Source organism: Fusobacterium sp., assembly GCF_019012925.1.
Taxonomy (GTDB): Bacteria; Fusobacteriota; Fusobacteriia; order Fusobacteriales; family Fusobacteriaceae; genus Fusobacterium_A.
Window position 1 is genome coordinate 23840 of sequence record NZ_JAGIRL010000006.1, and the last position, 16645, is coordinate 40484.

The window sequence follows — 16645 nt, forward strand, 5'->3', positions numbered from 1 at the left end:
AGGCGAAAAAAAAAGGGGATAAGTAAAATATTTTTTTACTTTCCCCTTTAAAATACTATTAATCTGGATTAACTACATACTCAGTTAATTCATTTACGAAATCTAGTGTTTTATTATTTTTATCATTTACTGGGTTAAATTCTACAATATCAACAGATGTTACAAAGTAGTTTTTAAATAGGAATTTGAAAGTTTGGAATACTTCATCAGTAGTAAATCCATTTCTTACTGGAGTACTTACTCCTGGTGCAAACTCTGGATTTACAGAATCCACGTCAAAACTGATATGGATATTGTCTACTTTTAAGTAGTCCTGTATCTCTTCTAACACTCTATCCAATCCTTTTTGTAATACTTCATCATGGTATATTACTTTTACTCCAAGTTGATCAATAACCTCTCTCTCTTTGAAGTCTAAGTCTCTAGCACCTAGTATTACTACATTTTTACTATCTATCTTAGCACCCTCATAGAAACAGTTTACTAAATCTCTATCTCCAGCACCTTGTAATAGAGCTAGTGGCATTCCGTGGATATTTCCAGATATTGTAGACTCATCTGTATTCATATCTCCGTGAGCATCTATCCACACTACTCCAATCTCTTTTTCCAATGATACTCCTGATATACTTCCTAGAGCTATTGAGTGGTCTCCTCCAATTATAATTGGTCTATATCCATCTCTTACAGCTTCATTTACAGAAGAAGCTAGTTTCTCACAAGTGTCTAATATTGTATTTTTATATTTTAAATTCCATTCGTTGAAATTCTCTTTTTGTTTTTCAATCTCGATAACTTCCATCTCATCAAATGTATCTGGATAGTTTTCACAAAGAACGTCTAGTCCAAACTCAATTCCAGCTTTATTAGCTCCTAAGTTCATTGGAACTCCAAACATCTTGCTCTTCATTTTTTCAGTATATAGATATACAGCATCTTCCTCTTCAATTACATTGATATATACTAGTTCTGGATCTTCCATTCCTTGTACATGTAACTGAGCATCTTTTAGGTCGTTGATATAATCTATAATCTCAGCAGAGATTCTCTCTCCTGGAGTTATTACAGGGATTCCTGGTGGATAAGCCATTATCATCTCACCACAGATTTTTCCCTCACTTTCAGCAAATAAAACTTTATTCTTATCACTGTAGAAAGCTTCCCTTGGAATCAATACTTGCTCTGGAATAGGTGGCATTTTTAAGAATTCTCTCTTTAATTTATTTCCTTTTCCATAGTATTTTTCACTGATACTCTTTAGAGCATTGATCAACTTATCTATACTCTCATCTGTATCTCCAATTGTAACAAGTCCTAATACATTATAGAAATCTGAAAGTTCCATCTGTATGTTATACTCGTCAGTTAAGATACTCTCTAATTCAGAACCTGTAAGTCCTAACTCTTTTGCAGTTATTGTTATCTTTGTAGGATCAAAAGCAAATACTCCCTCTCTTCCTACTATCTCCTCTCCAAAACAAGACATTCCAGGAATTCTATTAACCTCTGCTCTAAAACGTCTAGCTAATTTTAAAGCCTTGTCTAAAAGCTCCTTACCTTCAGTTGCTATCTGTCTTCTAGCACAATCTAGTGAAGCCATTAATGGATATGAAGGTGATGTCGTATGAAGTAAACTTAAGATCTGTTTAACTCTATTTACATCTACTCTATCTGAGTTTACATGAAGAAGTGACATTTGAGTCATTGCTCCTATTATCTTATGTGTACTCTGTGTACAGATATCTGCTCCACAATCTACAGCTGATACTGGTAACTCATCATGGAAGTGTAGGTGTGGTCCGTGAGCCTCATCTACTATTAATGGAATATCATAACTGTGAACTATCTCAGCTATCTTTTTAATATCAGTAGCCACTCCATAATAAGTAGGGTTGATAATAAGAACAGCCTTAATATCTGGGTGTTGCTTTAACATATTCTCAACAGTTTGAGGTCTAACGCCGTGGGCTATTCCTAACTCCTCATCTACTTCTGGATTCATATAAATTGGTTCAGAACCACTTAATATTATTCCAGCAGATACTGATTTATGTACGTTTCTTGGAACTAATATCTTCTCTCCTGCTTTAATAACAGACATAATCATTGCTTGGATAGCTCCAGATGTTCCATTTACAGCAAAGAAACTTTTCTTTACTCCGTAAGCATCAGCTGCTAATTCTTGAGCTTCCTTTATACAACTTTTTGGTTGGTGTAATCCATCTACCATCTTAAAAATAGTTACATCTATGGAGAAAGGTCCATTCCCCATAAAATCATAAAATTCTTTGTCTACTCCTTTTCCTCTCTTATGTCCAGGTACATGAAATGGAAGCATATCTCTTCCAGCATATACATCTTTCAATACAGAAAATAATGGAGTTTTATTTTGGTCTAGCTTTGACATCTTACCTCCTTTGGTTATTGTTTTTTTTATTCTTATATTGTATAATTCTATTGTACTGATGTATTGTAAAGCTTTTTAACAAATTAGTCAATGATTTTTATTTTTTTAGGAGAAAATTTATGCAGAAAATTTTACTACTTATTTCACAAGGGACTGAAATACTTGAGATATCTCCCTTTGTTGATATTTTTGGCTGGAACAACATTGTAGGAAAAAAGAACACTCTTTTAAAAACAGCTGGCTTCCACAATATAATCTCAAATACTTGGAATTTAAAGATTATTCCTGAAATAAATTTAGAATTTGAAACTCTCTCTCTAAATGAGTATGATGCACTTGTGATCCCTGGTGGTTTTGGGTTCAAGGGATATTTTGAAGATATGAAAAAAAGCTCCTTTAAGAATATTATACAACATTTTTTTGAAAATAATAAGTTGATTGTAGGAATATGTACTGGAGTTATTCCTTTGGGAGAGGCTGGAATCCTCAGAGATAAAAAGGCTACTACTTATCTATATGACAATGATAGATACTTTAACCAATTAAAAAACTATGGTGCTATCCCTGTTAGAGAGCCTTTAGTACGAGATCATAATATCATCACCTGTTCGGCACCTAAAAACGCTATTGAAACTGCTTTTTTACTCCTTGAGCTTCTAACTGATAAAAAAAATGTAGAAAAAGTTAAATATAATATGGGTTTTTGATAAATAGATAGACATACTCTAAAATTTATGTTATTCTTTTAGTAGAACTATTATATTATTAAGAGGTGAAAGGTATGAAAATTTCAAAAGATAAGGTTGTAACTCTTGAGTTTAAAGTTTATGACAACGCTAATAACGAGCTTTTAGAAGATACAAATGATGTAGGACCTTTTTTCTATATTCATGGTGAGGGACAATTCGTTCCAAAAGTAGAAGAGATTCTTGAAGGAAAAGAGAAAGGATTCTCTACAACTATAATGATATCTCCAGAAGAAGGATACGGAGAGTATGATGAGGAGCTTATCGAAGAGATGAGCAAAGAGGATTTCGTAGAGTTTGATGATATTTATGAAGGAATGGAATTCATAGCTGATATGGATGACGGAACTGAACAACAATATGTTATTACATCTATCGAAGATGATGTAGTTGTAGCTGACGGAAACCACCCATTTGCTGGAAAAGATCTTAGATTTGAAGTTCAAGTAACTGATGTAAGAGAAGCTACTGCTGAAGAATTAGAGCATGGACATGTTCATTTCCACGGATTTGAAGATGATTGTGAGTAATTAATTATGGGACTGGCTTTTGTCAGTCCTTTTATTAAGTTTGAATAAAAATATTTAGAATTTTAAGGAGGAAAAATGAAAATAGCTTTAGGTGCTGATCACGGTGGATTTGAATTAAAGGAGAAGATTAAAACTCATCTTTTAGAAAAGGGGTATGAAGTATTAGATTTAGGAACTAACTCAACTGCTTCTGTTGATTATCCTAAGTTTGGACATGCTGTTGGACATGCTGTTGTAAATAAAGATGCTGACTATGGTATCGTTGTATGTGGAACAGGAATAGGAATCTCTATCTCTGCTAACAAAGTACCAGGTGTAAGAGCAGCTCTTTGCACAAACACAACTATGGCTAGATTGACAAGAGAGCACAATGATGCAAATGTTTTAGCTATGGGTGGAAGAATAGTAGGAGATGTTCTTGCTCTTGAAATGGTAGATATCTTCTTAAATACTCAATTTGACGGTGGAAGACATCTTAACAGAATAAACGCTATTGAAGAAATTTAATGGAGATGATTATATGGCAACTATTTTTACAAAAATAATAAATAGAGAGATCCCAGCTTCTATTGTCTTTGAAAATGATAAAGTTATCGCTTTTAAAGATATTAACCCTGCTGCTCCTGTACATATTTTAGTAGTGCCTAAAAAAGAGATCCCTACTATCAATCACATTACTGAAGAGGATAGAGAGATAATTGGAGAGATGTATCTTGCCATTGCTAAAATAACTAAAGATCTTGGAATTGCAGAAGATGGTTATAGAGTGATTACAAATTGTAATGAATTTGGTGGACAAGAGGTATTCCACCTACATTTTCACATCTTAGGTGGAAAGAGATTAGGAGCATTACTTGCTGATTAATTAATAATTTACTTGTAAAATTTCTAAAAGGGTGTATAATAGAGGTATAGTATAATAATTTACTTTAAAGGAAAAGATTTTTTATTATAAGGAGGATTATTATGGGAATCGAAAAAAATCTAAAATACATCAAAGAGGAGTATGAAGCAGAAGTAGCTAGATTAGAAAGACTTAATAACTTCATCAATAGTGAAGAATTTAAAACTGGTACTGATGAGGATCAGAAGAAATTATTATTAGAAAAGCAGGAAGTTCTAGCTAAGTATGTATCTATCATAGCTGAGCAGATCAAATATGATATGAAAAAAGTACAAGGTACTGAGCACTCAGTTGATAACTATGAGGATATTGAAGGTAAATACTTTAGCAAATAAGAGTTATAAGTAAATAATTTAAGCTGTAGAGATAATCTACAGCTTTTTTATTACCCTATTTCTGTTTTGCACACTCTAAAAGCTCTTTTATTTTAAAAGCCAATCCCTCTATCTTTCTCTTAGGAACACTACAAAGAGCTATTCTTATCCCCTCATCCAATACCACTGTATAGATGTGATTTTTCTCTAATAACTCCTCCATTTTAGCTGTATACTCTCCTGTTGGAATAGTTAAAAAGAATCCACTTACATATGGTAAGATATCTAATCTGCACTCTCTAGCCTCTCTTATAAAGATCTCTGCTCTTTGAGCTATAAGCTCCCTATACTGCTCTCTTTCAACTCTCAATTTTTCAGTTTTTTCTGTGTCAGAGATAAGCTTACTAAACATTGCCATTCCACCTCTTGATATATTTGACCAAGTGGCACGGCAAGTGTAGGAGTTAGCTGAAACAAACTCTTTAATTACTGTTTCTGATGTAGTTAAAGCAATTTGAGCCCCAACTCTCAAACCATAACAAGTTAATGATTTTGAAAGACTAAATGTAAAAATTGTCAAAACTCTCTCTGGTAGATTTTTGAATATCTCTAAAAACTCTCTTTTCTCCTCAAACTCTCTGTCATCAAAATCAATATAAGCAATATCCACAATAACAATCACATTGGCTCTTTTAGAGCAATCTACCAATATCTCTCTCACTCTTTGCCACTCTTCAATTGTCAAACGGTAACCAGTTGGATTTTGGCAGGGATCATTGATTATCAAAACCACATTCTCCTGTATTTTTGATAATCTTTCCACTCTCTCTTTAAGATCAGCTATATCAAACTCATTTTTATTATTGAACATCTCATAAAACTCACAGCTTCCTTTTCTATCTTTAGCCATAAGAATGTATGGACTCCACAACCATTTAGGCAATAAAATAGTATCCCCATATCCTAGATAATTTCTAATACTTGTACTGATAGCTCCACTTCCACCAGGTGTAGCAATCACTTCACAGTGATGCTCTGATAAAAAACTCTCATAATCTCTACCAAAAATTGAGATTTTTACACTCTCCTTATACTCTGGAGTTCCAGTAAAATTTGAAGCATATCCTGTTATATCCTCAGGGGGTAACTCCCTATATACCTCCATTGCTGTATTCAAGACAACGAGTTTTCCCTCCTCATCATATAGAGATCCTATTGTTGCATCTATAACACTATCTCCATACTCCAACATAGCCTCTTTAGCTTTCTTTGCAACTGAAAAAACCTTATCTACAATCTCTCTATCACCTAGATCTTTAGCTATCATAATCTTCACCTACCAATCAATTATTCTATTTGAATCTAACTCTTTTAACACTCCATCTAGCTCATCATTTCCAAGTTGTAATACCTTCTCCTCCATAGCTTCCCTACTCAACACATATTTTTCATACTCACTGACTGGGAAATTAATTGGTCTAAATCCAAGTATTGGATTTAGCGGATAGTACTCAACCCAATTTACTCTATCTTTAAATGCTATTTTTTTCTTATTCTCTTTTATCACTGTTCCATTCTTCTCTTTAAGTACATATGAAAGGTCATAACTCATAGATGTCTCTTTAATATACTCAACATATCTATAAAATACCTCTACCTCTACTACTTTCTCCACAGGAACCCATTTTTCAACCTGCACTGTTTTTCCATCTACTACCTTTGTTTCAACTACTTTTTCCATCACTTTTTTTATAACTTTCTCAATATAACTATCTATTCCACTATAACTCATAGTTTTTGGTGGTAGATAATTCACATTAGAGATATTTACATCATATCTCAAATTATAATTTTTACTGTTACCTAAAGAAAATAATGGATAACTCTCCAAATTCTTTTGTACTCTCTCCTTTGAACTGTCCACAAAGTATCTTCTCTCCCCTGTAAAATTCAGATAGAATCTTCCTAAGGCACTCTCTCTACTAGAGTTATACTTACTCTTAATATCTTTTCTCTCATTTAAGTCATATTTTTTAGCCTGTGAAAAATATCCATATGTTCTCAATTTCTCCTCATATGTCACAGGTTTCATTCTCATACCTAAATCATAAAAATTTTGAGCTAACTCCTTTTTTATAGAGTTTCTCTCCTGTATTGGAGGTTTCACAACTGCCACAGATTTTTTACTAATTTCAGGTAAATTATAGTATGCCTCTTGCACTCTCAAAAGATTTAATAGAGCCTTGGTATATCTCACTATATCAATTCCTCTTGAGAGATCCAGCTCATCATAATACTTTTTTTCAGCACTTGGATAGATCAATTCAAAAGCATCTAAAGCACGTCTATCCTCACTGTCCTCTCTCAAAACACTTAATAAACTATTTAGAGATGCCACATAATTTCCTCTATCTGCCTCTTTTATTGCATCTTTTACCTGAAAGTAAGAACAACTACACAATGTCACTATCAAGATCAACATGAGATAAATTTTTTTCATAATCCCCTCCACTTTTTAATGAAATTATTATATCACTTTTTTACTAAAACAAAAATATTTTTTCCATTTTTTTCATCTGTACCCTCTTCACTAATTTTAGCTTTAATTTCAATGGGATAAACTTATCTATAAAATATAAAATCCTATTTATTCTTCCAGGAATAACTATCAACTTCTCTCTTTTTAACCCACTCCACAACTCTTTTGCTACCTCTTCAGCTGTAGTTACATAGATTTTTTCAAAGCTGGTCAACTTCTTATCCATTCCTTTAAAATTTGTTTTAGTAGGTCCTGGAGCTAAGAGAGTCACTTTTACCCCCTTTTCTCTTCCCTCCTCATAGATAGATAAAGTTAGTGAATTCACATAAGCTTTGGTTGCATAATAGGCACTCATAAGAGCACCACCTTGCTGAAATCCAGCAGTTGAAGATATATTTATAATATGTCCCTCTCCTTTTTTTACCATCTTATCATAAAAATACTTTGTAAACTTAGTCAGAGCCAACACATTTGTATTGAGCATACTCTTTAAATCTGAATATGAAATATCTTCAAAATATCCTATCTCTCCAACTCCTGCCCCATTGATAAGTATATTGATATCCAAATTATCCACACTCTCAAAAAATCTATCTATCTCATCACTACTCTCTAGATCTACTGAATATCCCACTACCCTTTTGGGAAATCTTTTCTCCAACTCTTCTAACTTCTCTCTATTCCTTCCTACTGCTATAATCTCATAACCCTCTGAGGCAAATACTTGAATTAAAGCCTCTCCAATTCCACCTGTTGCCCCTGTTATCAATACTCTCATTCAAACTCCCTTTCACTCTCTAATATAAGGTAATTCTAGCATATTTTACCTCATAAAGCTATAAAAAGGAGAAAATCTTACTCAAAGTAAAATCTTCTCCTTTTCTAACAATTTTCTATTTAATTTATATTAGTTATTCTTAGAGTATTCAGCTGCATTATTTCCAGCTATATTTCCAAATACAGTTATATCTGTCATAGCGTTTCCACCTATTCTGTTAGCTCCATGTACTCCACCAGTTATCTCTCCAGCTGCATAAAGTCCTTTTATTACCTTTCCATCAGCTGTCAACACTTCAGCAGAACTATTGATAGAAACTCCTCCCATTGTATGGTGTACAGCAGGTGAAACCTCAATTGCGTAGAAAGGAGCTTTTCCTAACTCTCTTGGTAGAATATTCTTATTGAACTCTGTATCTTTTCCAGCTTTTACATACTCATTGTATTTATTCATAGTAGCATTAAGATTTTTCTTATCCACTCCTATTTTTTCAGCTAATTCATCTAATGAGTTACCAGATATAGCATAACCTTTTTTAATGTAGTTGTTTATAGCCCCTAGTTTCTCTCTTATAGACTCATCAAATACTAAGAAAGCACTCTTACCATCTTGAGCTAACTCCGCTTTAGAAACCACGTCTCTTGTCTCTAGCTCATTGATAAATCTCTCTCCTTTTCTATTTACAAGGATAGCTCCCTCTCCTCTAACAGCCTCTGTTATCATAGCTGTATTGTGATGAACAACTGTTGGGTGAGTTTGTATCTCTGTCATATCTACTAATGTTCCTCCCACAGATTCAACCATAGCTATTCCCTCTCCTGTTATAGCTGGGCTATTTGTTGATCCAAAATCCTTTAACTCTGGTTTATATTTAGCTACCATTTTTGAGTTAGCTCCAAATCCACCTGTTGCCATTACTACAGCTTTAGCATGTATAGTGTAAACCTCTCCCTTATGTTCTACTTTTACACCTACTACTTTATCTCCATCTTTTAATATCTCTTTTACTGAACTCTCAAGTCTAATATCTATTCCCTCTTTTTCAGCTACATTTCCTAATGTCTCTACAATCATAGGTCCTACAGCTTTTCCCCCTGTTGGTCTATGGATTCTTTTTACACTTTGACCACCTGTATAAGTTACCTCTGTTAGATCAGCTCCTCTATCTACTAACCAAGTGATAATATCTCCAGATCTATCTGTCATAGTTTTTAAAAGTTCAGGATTATTTTTATTCTTTCCACCTTTTAATGTATCTTGGTAAAATAGTTCTGAACTATCTTCAATTCCTAATTTTTGCTGTAATTTTGAGTTAGCTGCATTTATTCCAGCTGTTGCATAGTTAGTGTTTCCACCTAACATTGCCATTTTTTCAACTAGTATTACATTTACTCCCTTTTCTTTAGCTGAGATAGCTGCTGTAAGTCCAGCACCTCCTCCACCTACTACTACCACATCAGTTGTAGTATCAGTTAAAGCCACCTTCTCCTCTTTTACTGCTGATTTGCTATTTAATACTATTCCAGCTGTTGCTATTGCAGATTTAACAGCCTCTTTTATCCCTTCAGATGTATAAGTTGCTCCTGCTACGTTGTCTACATCTACATTTTGAGTAGCCACTATATTCTTAGTGATCTCTTTCATAGCTCTTTTAGTAAAGTTAGTCTCTTGATGTTCTAATACTTTTACCTCTTTTATCTCGTTACCCTCATATGTAACTCCTACTTTAATATCCCCTTTATAACCTTTTCCAACTCCCTCTACCTCTGCTCCATAGCTAGCTGTAAAAAGAAGTGATAAAGCTGAAATCATACTTATCAGTCTTTTTTTCATATAAAAAATACCTCCCAAATTATTTTAATATTAGTATCACATATACAACATATTATATATTATGATACACATATTGTCAACGATTTAAAGAGGTATTTTTATGATTATTTCAAAACACTTCAAACTATATAAGTATATAACTATCTCAAATTAAATTTTTCTAAATCTTCATCTACACTTCCTATCCCAGCAATTCCAAAATTATCAACTAAGACTTTAGCCACATTTGGAGATAGAAAAGCTGGTAGTGTTGGTCCTAAGTGTATATTTTTCACTCCTAAATATAGTAGAGCAAGTAATACTATTACAGCTTTTTGTTCATACCAAGCTATATTATAGACAATTGGTAACTCGTTTATGTCATTTAATCCAAAAACTTCCTTCAATTTTAAAGCAATCACAGCTAGTGAGTAGGAATCATTACACTGTCCAGCATCTAGTACTCTTGGAATACCATTTATCTCTCCTAGATTTAATTTATTATACTTATATTTTGCACAACCAGCAGTTAAAATAACTGTGTCTTTTGGCAACTTTTCAGCAAATTCTGTATAGTAATTTCTACTATTCATTCTTCCATCACAACCAGCCATTACCACAAATCTCTTAATTGCTCCTGATTTTACATTCTCTATAACTTTATCTGCTAGAGTTAGTACTTGGTTGTGTGCAAATCCACCAACTATCTCTCCTTTTTCCAATTCTGTAGGAGATTTACACTTTTTTGCCAACTCTATTACTTCTGAAAAATCCTTACTTCCATCTTTGTTTATCTTAACTCTTTTCCATCCTGGATAACCAGCTGCATTAGTTGTAAATACTCTATCTTGGTAAGTTGACTCCTTTGAAGGTGGAACTATACAGTTTGTTGTAAACACTATTGGTCCATTAAATTTCTCAAACTCCTCCTTCTGCTTCCACCAAGCATTTCCATAGTTTCCAAAAAAGTGTGGATATTTTTTTAATTCTGGATAGTAATGTCCTGGTAACATCTCAGAATGAGTATAGATATCCACTCCACTATTCTCACTCTGCTCCAATAACTGTTTCAAGTCATTTAAATCGTGTCCACTTATAAGTATTCCCGGTCTTGACCCTACTCCTATATTTACCTTTGTAATTACAGGATTTCCAAAAGCTGAGGTATTTGCCTCATCTAAAAGAGCCATTACCTTCACTCCATAGTTTCCACACTCTAAGACTAAGGCTGTTAACTCTTCACCTGTCATTGTATCATCTAAAGTTGCTATCAACCCTTTTTCCACAAAGGCAATTATATCACTATCTACTTTTCCTAAATTCATAGCATGTTCAGCATAAGCTCCCATACCCTTTAATCCATATGTCAATAGCTCTCTCAACGATCTTATATCCTCGTTTTCACTTCTTAAGATTCCAACCTCTTTTCTCTTAGAATATTCCAATATCTCCTCATCACTATTTATAGTTACTGAAACTATCTCTCCATACTTTTCAAGCTCTACATTTTCACTCTCAAGCAATTTTGATTTCAATTCCTCTCTCAATTTCAATCCTTTTCTTATCTCAGCTATAATAGCCTCATCATCAAAGTTAGCATTAGTTATTGTGATAAATAGTGAATTGATTAGGTATCTCTCTATCTCTCTTGAAATACTCTCTCTTCTTCTTAAAATTGAGCTACAGATAGCTACACTTTTTGTAATATATATTAACAGATCTTGTAAATTAGCTGTTTCTGCCTTTTTCCCACATACACCTACAATTGAACAACCCTTGCCTTGAGCTGTCTCTTGACATTGATAACAAAACATCTTTCCATTACACATAAAAACTACCTCCTTAAATTTACTTCACTAATATAGTACATTAAAATTAAAAAAAAATCGGTAACATATGTTACCGATCTAGATATTTTTTATGGTGCTCCAGAGTGGATTCGAACCACCTACCTCTTGCTTACCATGCAAGTGCTCTGCCTAGTGAGCTACTAGAGCAACTAACTTAATCATAGCACATTTAGTTGAAAAAATCAAACTACTGTTCAAATACTCCTAAATCTTTATTATCAATTAAAAGTTCCACTCTATCATCATCTGTCAAGTATGAGTATTTTTTTATAAACCATCTCACTAACTCTTCATCTCTTTTTACCACTGTACCATTATCTATGAATATATTAATTGTTATCCCTCTAAAATATCTCAAACCAAGCTCGATATCTCTATCTATCATCTCTTTGGTCTGCCCCTTTGTACAGATGAGTAAGCATACAGAGTAGACCTCTTTTCCTATCTCTTCTAGTTGTTCCTCATTCAAAGAGAAATTCTTATTGTACCCTTCTATTCTATATCTATTATCAAATGTTTCAAGCCCCATTCTAAATCTAATCTCTATTCCTGAAAAGTACTCTCTAATCTCCTTCAATCTTTTAATATATCCATAGTAGATCTCAAAATAAAGAGTTTTTATATTTTTTTCCAACACTACTTTTTTTATCTCAGCTAAAGTTCTCTGTGTTAACTCAAAAACAGAACCAGAGTTTATTACCTCTAAAACTCCATACTCTCCTGTTACCTCCTGTAGCACCTCTAAATTTACTCTATCTATCTCTTTTTCATCTAAAGAGTTATCCTCTATATAGTTACAAAAACTACACTTTCCATATTTACAAGGAAAGCTTTTTAGCAATACTATCTCTCTCTGATGTTTATCCTCTATTTTATTATATCTTATTCCCATTTTTACTCCTTTTTTACTAAATATTTTTTAATTATACCATTTTTTAGAACTAAAAAAAAGTAACAATTTTATTTTCGTAATAAAAAAACTGAGTAAATCTGCTCTACTCAGTTCTCTCTATTCTCAATTAGAAATCATATGAATCAGTTGCTACTTCCTCTTCACCTTTAATTTTCTTCTCAACGGCTCTTATAAATCTAGGAATTGGCCACTCCTTCTCCTCTTCTGTCTTCTCATTTCTAGTATAGATTCTTGTAAGCTCCTCTTTATATGCAAGAGCCTCTCCTTGATAATCCTCTATTGGTTTAACAGTATACTCTTTAAGTCCTGGATAAGTTGTATCTAAGACCTTGTTCCATTGATCTATTTGATCTTTATGAAGTGATAGGAAAAAGTCTATATCTCCACTGAATTTGATCTCTTTTATTATATCTCCAACTTCTAATTTTTTTATTTTTTCAAAGTCACTATCACTTACATACTCACCAAATATAGTGTGTTTTCCATTTAGCCATTCAGCTGGATATAAAGTGATAAAAAATTGTGATCCCCCTGTTTCTGGTCCAGCATTAGCCATAGCTAACATACCTTGTTGAAAGAAATCTAGCCATTCAACATTCTCATCAGGTATAAAATATCCTGGTCCTCCTGTCCCTGTTCCTGTTGGATCTCCACCTTGTACCATAAAGTTCTCTACAGCACGGTGTATCTTTGTATTATTGTAGAATCCTCTTTGAGCCAAATTGATAAAGTTGGCTACTGTTATAGGTGCAGCTTCTGGATAAAGATAGAAACTAATTTCTCCTTGAGTTGTAACAAATGTTGCTCTGATATCATTGTACTTAGCAGCCTCCTCTCTTCTAGCTAGCTCTCTTAAACTAGTACAAGAAAAAGCTGAGAAAACAAGTACTAATGTCATTAAATATTTTAATAGTCTCTTCATTGTTCAATCCTCCAAAGTTATTCTTTAGTATGATTATACTATAATTTTTCCTATTTTCCAAGAAATTATTTTATTAAATATTTTTGTAAGCTCTTAGTAGATAGAGTTAAAATTATAGATATACCTATCAGTAGAACTGACAGTGCATTTATTACTGGAGAAACACCTAATCTAATCATAGAGTATATTCTCAGTGGAAGTGTTGACGACCCCGGTCCAGCAACAAAGAAAGTTGTTACAAAATCATCAAATGAAAGTGTTACAGCTATTAGAAAACCAGATATTATTCCTGGAAGTATTGCTGGCACTATTACTTTTGTAAGAGCTTGCCACTCTGTAGCTCCTAGATCATAAGCTGCTTCTACTATAGAGTAATCGAACTCTTCCAATCTTGATAATATTATAAATAATACAAATGGTATATTGAAAGTAGTATGAGCTATAAATATTGTAGTCAATCCTAATTCAAACTTTATTGTTGCAAACAGTATTAGAAGTGAAACTCCCAATATTATCTCTGGTATAACTAAAGGTATGTATGTCAATGTTTGTAAATATTTTTTTCCCTTAAAATCATACCACTGTAATCCTATAGCTCCAAGTGTTCCTATTGTAGTTGAAATAATCCCTGAAACTATTGCTATTCCTACACTGTATCTAAAAGCTTTCCATATATTGTCTGAATACATGAAAAGTTCCTTGTACCATCTCATTGAAAATCCTTTCCATACCATAGATTTTCCATCATTAAATGAGTAAATTATCAATATTATTAACGGTATATAGAAAAATAACATTGATAGTATGAAAAAGAATAATGACGTTCTTCTCTTATTCATCTTCTGCCACCACCTCTGTCTTTGTCTCTTTATTGCTCAATTTCATAAATATCATAATTGCTATTGAAGTAACTATTATCAAAGCAGCTGATATTGTAGAGGCAAGTGGCCAGTTTCTGGTAACAGTAAGATGTTGTGCTATTATGTTTCCAAGCATTGTTGCCTGTGTTCCACCTACTAACTTTGGTACAGCATAAGATCCTAATGCAGGTATAAATGTAAATAGTACTGCTGTTACAATCCCCGGTTTGATATTTGGTATAAACACCTTGAAGAAAGCCTCTCTATTTGTCGCTCCTAAATCTCTTGCTGCCTCTATTAATGAAAAGTCAAACTTCTCTATTACAGCATAAAGAGGTAAGATTGCAAAAGGTAAACTTGTATAGACTGTTATTAGTATTACTGCCCCTGTATTGTATAAAAACTGTATAGGAGTATCTAATATACCTATTTTTAACAAGAAGTTATTTAAAAATCCATTATTTCCTAAAACAGCTATCCAAGCATAGATTCTTATTAAGAAGTTTGTCCAAAAGGGAATTATTACTAAAAATAGTAACTCCTTCTTATACTTTGATCTAGCTATATAGTAAGCTGTTGGAAGAGATAACACAACTGTAAATATTGTTACCATAATAGAAATATATACAGTTTTTAAAAGTATTGTCAAAAAGATCTTATCTGTGAATATTTTAAAAGCTTCAAAGGATAACTCCATCTCCACTCCACCATAAGTTCCTCTCTTTAGGAAAGAGTATCCCAATACAATCCCCATAGGTATTGCAAAAAATACTATTAACCACAATGTTATTGGAAGTGTATAACAAGCACCTATCCTATTTTTCTTCACTAGATATCACCTCTACTAAGAAACCATCATCTGCGTCCCAAGCTATGTAAGCATCTTCGTCCCACCAGATAGCTCCCTCATCATTATCATCAAAGTAAACAGCATGTTGCTTAAATACTTTAAAAGTCATATCCTTATTATTATTTAAAAATACGAAGTACTTACTTTGGAATCCTGAATAGATTAACTCATTTACGTATACCTTTAAAACATTTATTTTCTCTTTTTCATTGATTCCTTTAGGCATAGTCTTAGAAAGTTTTATCTTCTCTGGTCTGATTGAAACTTTTACTCTATCTCCTACTTTTACAGGTTTGTCCATCTCAAATACAAGTTCACCCAATTGCTCATTGTATAGCTTTGCAAACTCATCATCTATTATCTCAGTTACCTTTCCATCAAAGAAGTTATTTTCACCTATAAAATCTGCTACAAAAGAGTCTGCTGGTGATTCATAAACTTCAGCAGGTGTTCCAACTTGTAAAACCTCTCCCTTGTTCATAACAGCTATTCTATCTGATATTGAAAGTGCCTCTTGTTGATCGTGAGTTATAAATATAAATGTTATTCCTACCTCTTCATGTATCAAGTCTAACTCTATCAATAGATTTTGTCTTAACTTGGCATCTAATGCTGACAATGGCTCATCAAGAAGTAAAAGTCCCGGCTTATTGATTAAAGCTCTAGCTATTGAAACTCTCTGTTGCTGTCCTCCAGATAGCTGATTTGGTTTCTTGTTTATATGTTCAGATAGTCCTACCATCTTTACAAACTTCTTTACCTCACTATCTATTGTCTTTTCATCAACCTTTTTTAATCTCAAAGGAAAAGCCACATTCTCATATACAGTCAAATGAGGGAATAAAGCGTATTTTTGGAATATTGTATTTACATTTCTCTTGTTGGGAGGAAGTTTTGTAATATCCTCATCACCTAGATATATAGCTCCACCATCTAGTTCTGTAAATCCTGCAATCATTCTAAGTAAGGTGGTTTTACCACACCCCGAAGGTCCCAGAATAGAAAAAATTTCTCCATCTTTTATATCTAAATTGATGTTTTTCAACACTTGAACTCCATCATAACTTTTAGTGACATTCTTAATACTTATATCTTTTTTCAATCTCATACCTCCATTATTCAGAATAAATTACATACTCTTCGTTTAATATTTTGTTCTTTATTTTTTAAAATATTTCTATTTTTTAATCACTTTGAAAATTATAGCATAAATTATAAAA

The 16645-nt window shown here is 32.9% G+C and carries 16 protein-coding genes and 1 tRNA gene; 5 read left to right on the plus strand and 12 right to left on the minus strand.

The window, feature by feature from the left end:
* Nucleotides 1-58 precede the first annotated feature (58 nt).
* Complete coding sequence (locus QZ286_RS01055; protein WP_291255121.1) at nucleotides 59-2407, minus strand: aminotransferase class I/II-fold pyridoxal phosphate-dependent enzyme; 2349 nt, start codon at nucleotides 2405-2407, stop codon at nucleotides 59-61.
* 119 nt (nucleotides 2408-2526) lie between these two features.
* On the opposite strand from QZ286_RS01055, the gene QZ286_RS01060 reads away from it, so the two are divergent.
* The 5 genes from QZ286_RS01060 to QZ286_RS01080 all read left to right on the plus strand — a co-directional run bounded on the left by QZ286_RS01060 (nucleotide 2527) and on the right by QZ286_RS01080 (nucleotide 4922).
* Nucleotides 2527-3114 carry a DJ-1/PfpI family protein gene (locus QZ286_RS01060; RefSeq protein WP_291255122.1) on the plus strand — a complete coding sequence of 196 codons (588 nt, stop codon included), beginning with the start codon at nucleotides 2527-2529 and terminating at the stop codon, nucleotides 3112-3114.
* 74 nt (nucleotides 3115-3188) lie between these two features.
* Nucleotides 3189-3683 (plus strand): peptidylprolyl isomerase, encoded by a 495-nt coding sequence (locus QZ286_RS01065; RefSeq protein ID WP_291255123.1) that lies wholly within the window; start codon nucleotides 3189-3191, stop codon nucleotides 3681-3683.
* A gap of 75 nt (nucleotides 3684-3758) precedes the next feature.
* Nucleotides 3759-4190, plus strand: coding sequence for a ribose 5-phosphate isomerase B (rpiB, locus tag QZ286_RS01070; RefSeq protein ID WP_291255124.1), 432 nt, complete (start codon nucleotides 3759-3761; stop codon nucleotides 4188-4190).
* A 13-nt stretch (nucleotides 4191-4203) separates the two neighbouring features.
* On the plus strand, nucleotides 4204-4548 hold the full coding sequence (locus QZ286_RS01075) for a histidine triad nucleotide-binding protein (protein WP_291255163.1): 345 nt from the start codon (nucleotides 4204-4206) through the stop codon (nucleotides 4546-4548).
* Nucleotides 4549-4649: 101 nt separating this feature from the next.
* Nucleotides 4650-4922, plus strand: a complete 273-nt coding sequence (locus QZ286_RS01080; protein ID WP_291255125.1) for a hypothetical protein — start codon at nucleotides 4650-4652, stop codon at nucleotides 4920-4922.
* A gap of 55 nt (nucleotides 4923-4977) precedes the next feature.
* On the opposite strand, the gene QZ286_RS01085 is transcribed toward QZ286_RS01080, so the two are convergent.
* The 11 genes from QZ286_RS01085 to QZ286_RS01135 form a co-directional block, all read right to left on the minus strand.
* Nucleotides 4978-6228 (minus strand): aminotransferase class I/II-fold pyridoxal phosphate-dependent enzyme, encoded by a 1251-nt coding sequence (locus QZ286_RS01085; RefSeq protein ID WP_291255126.1) that lies wholly within the window; start codon nucleotides 6226-6228, stop codon nucleotides 4978-4980.
* A 9-nt stretch (nucleotides 6229-6237) separates the two neighbouring features.
* Nucleotides 6238-7401 (minus strand): hypothetical protein, encoded by a 1164-nt coding sequence (locus QZ286_RS01090; protein WP_291255127.1) that lies wholly within the window; start codon nucleotides 7399-7401, stop codon nucleotides 6238-6240.
* Between the two features lie 43 nt (nucleotides 7402-7444).
* Nucleotides 7445-8218 carry an SDR family oxidoreductase gene (locus QZ286_RS01095; RefSeq protein WP_291255128.1) on the minus strand — a complete coding sequence of 258 codons (774 nt, stop codon included), beginning with the start codon at nucleotides 8216-8218 and terminating at the stop codon, nucleotides 7445-7447.
* A gap of 129 nt (nucleotides 8219-8347) precedes the next feature.
* A complete protein-coding gene (locus QZ286_RS01100) occupies nucleotides 8348-10051 on the minus strand; it encodes a flavocytochrome c (protein ID WP_291255129.1) in 1704 nt (567 codons plus the stop codon).
* A gap of 140 nt (nucleotides 10052-10191) precedes the next feature.
* Nucleotides 10192-11859: a hydroxylamine reductase gene (gene hcp, locus QZ286_RS01105; protein ID WP_291255130.1), complete on the minus strand. Its 1668-nt coding sequence runs from the start codon at nucleotides 11857-11859 to the stop codon at nucleotides 10192-10194.
* Between the two features lie 92 nt (nucleotides 11860-11951).
* Nucleotides 11952-12027: transfer RNA gene (locus QZ286_RS01110), tRNA-Thr, on the minus strand.
* Nucleotides 12028-12067: 40 nt separating this feature from the next.
* Entirely contained in the window at nucleotides 12068-12772 is a 705-nt protein-coding gene (locus QZ286_RS01115) for a radical SAM protein (RefSeq protein WP_291255131.1), read from the minus strand.
* A gap of 127 nt (nucleotides 12773-12899) precedes the next feature.
* Nucleotides 12900-13715 carry a peptidylprolyl isomerase gene (locus tag QZ286_RS01120; protein ID WP_291255132.1) on the minus strand — a complete coding sequence of 272 codons (816 nt, stop codon included), beginning with the start codon at nucleotides 13713-13715 and terminating at the stop codon, nucleotides 12900-12902.
* Between the two features lie 65 nt (nucleotides 13716-13780).
* On the minus strand, nucleotides 13781-14554 hold the full coding sequence (locus QZ286_RS01125; protein ID WP_291255133.1) for an ABC transporter permease: 774 nt from the start codon (nucleotides 14552-14554) through the stop codon (nucleotides 13781-13783).
* Nucleotides 14547-15404 carry an ABC transporter permease gene (locus QZ286_RS01130; protein WP_291255134.1) on the minus strand — a complete coding sequence of 286 codons (858 nt, stop codon included), beginning with the start codon at nucleotides 15402-15404 and terminating at the stop codon, nucleotides 14547-14549. Before QZ286_RS01130 ends, QZ286_RS01125 begins: the two co-directional genes overlap by 8 nt.
* A complete protein-coding gene (locus QZ286_RS01135; protein WP_291255135.1) occupies nucleotides 15391-16533 on the minus strand; it encodes an ABC transporter ATP-binding protein in 1143 nt (380 codons plus the stop codon). Before QZ286_RS01135 ends, QZ286_RS01130 begins: the two co-directional genes overlap by 14 nt.
* Between the last annotated feature and the right edge of the window lie 112 nt (nucleotides 16534-16645).